This is a genomic window from Dermacoccus sp. UBA1591 (assembly GCF_002322065.1).
Classification (GTDB): domain Bacteria; phylum Actinomycetota; class Actinomycetes; order Actinomycetales; family Dermatophilaceae; genus Dermacoccus; species Dermacoccus nishinomiyaensis.
The window spans coordinates 530-4,401 of sequence record NZ_DCNR01000064.1; the positions used below are offsets into that span (position 1 = coordinate 530).

4 protein-coding genes are annotated in these 3,872 nt (G+C 68.1%); 3 read left to right on the forward strand and 1 reads right to left on the reverse strand.

What is annotated here, in order from left to right; genetic code table 11:
• Positions 1-528 (reverse strand): siderophore-interacting protein (locus tag B2284_RS06955; protein WP_286697323.1); only part of this gene is annotated, 528 nt, incomplete at its 3' end.
• A 131-nt stretch (positions 529-659) separates the two neighbouring features.
• Between B2284_RS06955 and B2284_RS06960 the strand changes: the two genes are divergently transcribed.
• The 3 genes from B2284_RS06960 (at position 660) to B2284_RS06965 (ending at position 3,566) form a co-directional block, all read left to right on the forward strand.
• Complete coding sequence (locus B2284_RS06960; RefSeq protein ID WP_286697324.1) at positions 660-1,448, forward strand: SIR2 family NAD-dependent protein deacylase; 789 nt, start codon at positions 660-662, stop codon at positions 1,446-1,448.
• Positions 1,449-2,038: 590 nt separating this feature from the next.
• Positions 2,039-2,416: a zinc ribbon domain-containing protein gene (locus B2284_RS14460; protein ID WP_414646255.1), complete on the forward strand. Its 378-nt coding sequence runs from the start codon at positions 2,039-2,041 to the stop codon at positions 2,414-2,416.
• A gap of 577 nt (positions 2,417-2,993) precedes the next feature.
• Entirely contained in the window at positions 2,994-3,566 is a 573-nt protein-coding gene (locus B2284_RS06965) for a hypothetical protein (RefSeq protein WP_136788994.1), read from the forward strand.
• Positions 3,567-3,872 lie beyond the last annotated feature (306 nt).

Here is a 3,872-nt window from a genome sequence, read left to right on the forward strand (position 1 = left end):
GCCCGGCAGGCCCGTCTCGTCGGCGACGAGCACGTGATGCCCGCCCGCGGGCGCGGCGCTGTAGAGCGCAGACTGGACGCGCACCCCGACCACGTCACCGACCCTGACGTCGCGCAGCCAGCGCGCGCCAGGCCCGTCGTGGCCGACGTCCACGATGTCGACGTCGATCTCGGCGTGCTCGGGGCGCAGCATCCGGATCGTGTACCAGCGCAGCTGCGGGCGCACGGCATCGTCCATGGCGGCGACAGCGCTGCGGGGGTCGCGTTCGTCATCAGGCGGGGTGACGACGGGTGCGTCGGCCGGCGGCATGAAGAGGCCGAAGTACTCGTCGGGGCCGGTGAGTTCGAGCGTGCGGAACATCTCGGCGTGCAGGGTGACGCGGGTGAAGGCCGGGCATAGCGCTTCGACGGCGCGCACCTCGGCGAGTGTCGTCGGCCAGGTCTCGCGCTCCGGTGGCAGGGCCATGGTGAGCGAGGCGGCCGCCGAGTACGCGGCATGCATCCCGCGTTCGATCGTCCTGAGTGGCATGAGAGCCTCCGCGTCGTCGCGATGAATGAGGTCTACCTAACCTATGTGATCGTCTGGTCCGGGGCACGTTCGGTCGGGGCGTCTCGGCGGCGCGAGCGACCTTGCAGGTGGGGTGGCGCCTACGCTGATGCATGCCCACGCCAGCTTCGGAACCCCTCGACACCGTCCTCGACCTGGCGCGCGACGCGCGTGACGTCGTCGTCCTCACGGGCGCGGGGATGAGCGTCGAGAGCGGCATCCCCATGTTCCGCGACGCGCAGACGGGCCTGTGGGAGCGCTACGACCCGGAGGAGCTCGCGACGATCGACGCGTGGGAGCGCGACCCCGACTTCGTCTGGGCCTGGTATCGCTGGCGGGCCAAGCTCATTCGCGATGTCCAGCCCCATGTCGGCCATCGCGCACTCGCCGAGTGGGCCGACGCCGAGCGGGCGAACCTGTGGATCGTCACGCAGAACATCGACGACCTCCACGAACGCGCGGGCAGCAGCGTCCTCGCGCACCTGCACGGCAGCATCTTCGCGTTGCGCTGCTCTGAGTGCGACACCCCCTTCGACGAAGCCGACGACGCCGCACTCGCGCTGACGTCCGACCCCGTCGAGCGGTTGGCCCCGCCGCGTTGCCCGGTGTGTGGCGCAGCGGTGCGCCCCGGCGTGGTGTGGTTCGGCGAAGAACTGCCGCATGAGCCGTTCGCGCACGCCGAGGCCGCGCTCGAGCACGCCGATCTCGTCCTCAGCGTCGGCACGTCTGGGGTCGTGCAGCCCGCGGCCGGGCTGCCGTACCGGGCGCTGACGCGGGGCGTGCCCGTCGTCGAGATCAACCCCGCCGAGACCGAATTGAGCGACGACGCGACGCTCGTCTGGCGTGCGCCCGCCGCCGCCGCGCTGCCCGCGCTCGTCTCGGCACTCCGGGGTGAGGCGTGACGCGTCGGGGCGCCCGCTGGTCAGTGCAGTGCAGGGCCGGGCCGACGCTGCGCGTCGCGGGCCACGCGGCAGGCTCCGCGCTCGTCGGCGGGCTCGATCCACCTGAAGGCGCACCATCACGACCTCGCGTACGTCGGGCTCGTCATCAGCCTGCACGTCGGCGCGATGTATCTGCCGTCGCTGCCGACGGGTCGCCTCGTCGACAGGGTCGGCCCGATTCCGATGGCGTGGGCGTCAGGCGGCATCCTCGCGGCTTCGGCGCTGTTCGCCGCCGTCGCGCCCGGTGACTCGTTAGCGGCGCGTGGCCAGCACGTCACACCCACGACGGGCCGCATCAAGGCTCGAGCCCGTCTTGCGCGAGAGCACGCCGCCGTCGCCCAGCACCGCGCGAGAGCACGCCGCCGTCGCCCAGCACCGCGGAGCAACCTGCACGCCATCACGAAGCGACCTCGCACGCCGTCGTCGCTGTCGAAGACCTCAACGTCGCCGGCATGACACGCAGCGCACGAGGCACCATCGACAAGCCTGGCCGCAACGTCGCCGCGAAAGCGGGCCTCAACCGCTCCATCCTCGACGCGAGCTTCGCCGAGATGCGGCGACAACTCACCTACAAGACTTCGTGGTACCGATCGCAGCTCCTGCCCTCAGGGCGCTTCGTTCCCACGAGCAGGACGTGTTCGACGTGCGGGGCAGAGAAAGCCAATCTGCCCCTGTCGGAACGCGTGTACCACTGCGAGAACTGCGCCACGGTGCTTGACCGTGACGTCAACGCGGCGAAGAACGTGCTTCGCGCCGCTCTCGCATCCCACGACGCCCCCGGCATGGAGGAGTCGCAAGACGCCCGTGGAGTGCGTATCGAGACATCTGTCGCGCTGCGTTCTGCGAAGCGGGAAGACCCACCGCGAGATGGGCCACCCCGGCCGAGTAATCGCGTCCGGTCATCTCCCCCCACGGGGAAGCGAAAGTGAAGGCAAACGCTTCCCCCACCAACTGAAAAGCGCGGAAACACAGCACCCCGCAAGGGTCGGCCCGCGCACGCGGAGATGAGCCCGACCCGCCCGCCCTGGTGGACCCGCCGACGAAGGTCGGCCCGCGCACGCGGAGATGAGCCCAAGCAGATCGAGAAGTTGAAGCAACTCGTTGGGTCGGCCCCGCGCACGCGGAGATGAGGCCCCGCCCAAGCAGGTCGTCAAGATGATGCCCGCGTCGGCCCCGCGCACGCGGAGAACCAGGTTCCGCATGTAGTTCAGAGCTATCAGCCCAGGCGATCCGCGCTGCGCGCCGCGATTCTGACCCGCGCGGCGCGGCCTACGCATTGGCGTCACTCGCGCCGTCGCCAGGATCGGATGATGCGGGCGAGGCGCCGCGCGCGGTCCTCGTCGGTGATTACCCACGCAATGAGTCCGAAAATGAGGGCGAGTGCTGCTAGTTCCATAGTCGTGCCTTTCGTTCGGGGGCTGCTTTTCCACCCCTTCACTGGGTAATATCGGCACTTTGACAGGGCTTGAGCGGGCCGCTCCTCAACCCCCGTGTGATGATCTGACCATGATCCGTCGTATCGCGCTCATCGCCGCCCCTCTTCTTGCTGCTACTGGGTGCGGTGGTGGTAATTCGGCGCCGAGTGCTGAAGAGCTGGCATCGTCCTCGCCGGCCGCCGCGTCGCGGATTTCTGAGGCAGCAGGGTCGGCTCCCGGCGGTGACGCGCCGACGAAGAGCAGCGGCGTCGATCTTTCGTGTCCGCAGGGGCACGGCGTCTCGGGTGCATACGTCAGTAATGACGGCAGCGACGTAACGGTGTCATGGGCAGACCAACTCTCGACGTTCGACCAGCCGACGACGTACGTCTCGTACATCGTCACGCTGAAGAGCGCAGACGGGCAGCATTCGCTTCAAGTAGCGAAGAAGGCGTACACCAACGGGGATGAGGCATCCCAGTTCATCTACGACGAGAACGAAATGAAGCAGACAAATGTAACCGCTGACGGCGGCGACGGGACTGGCCTCGGATACAACATGACGTTCCCCGGCGCTCTCGCTGGCATGGGCGACGGCTGGACGGCGACCGGCACTGTGAACGTGGATGGGCAAGACATTCTGCAGTGCGAGCCTCGGTCGTAGGCGTCGGCGCGAAACAGACCCTAGAGGACCCTCGCGTTTACGCGAGGGGCCTCTGGGGTCGAGGGGTTATCGAACCCCCGTCTCCCGTTTATAGAGCGGGCGCTAATACATCTCAGCTATCGACGTTGGTGATCTTAGCGTGTTGAGCACGGACGGTCCGGGTCCACTTTGGGCGTCGGGGGTAATGTCCAGGGGTGTACACCCCTGATGGGTTAACCCTCCGCGCCGCCGCTGATTTGTGCGGGGTCAGCCAAAAGACACTGCAACGTCGGCGGGAGGAGTTTCTGGGCTCTTCACGAACGAGGG

What these genes read in the sequence shown, in the direction of transcription:
- B2284_RS06960 (WP_286697324.1), top strand. Translation starts at nt 660, where the DNA reads ATGCCCACGCCAGCTTCGGAACCCCTCGACACCGTCCTCGACCTGGCG.
- B2284_RS14460 (WP_414646255.1), top strand. Translation starts at nt 2,039, where the DNA reads ATGCGGCGACAACTCACCTACAAGACTTCGTGGTACCGATCGCAGCTC.
- B2284_RS06965 (WP_136788994.1), top strand. Translation starts at nt 2,994, where the DNA reads ATGATCCGTCGTATCGCGCTCATCGCCGCCCCTCTTCTTGCTGCTACT.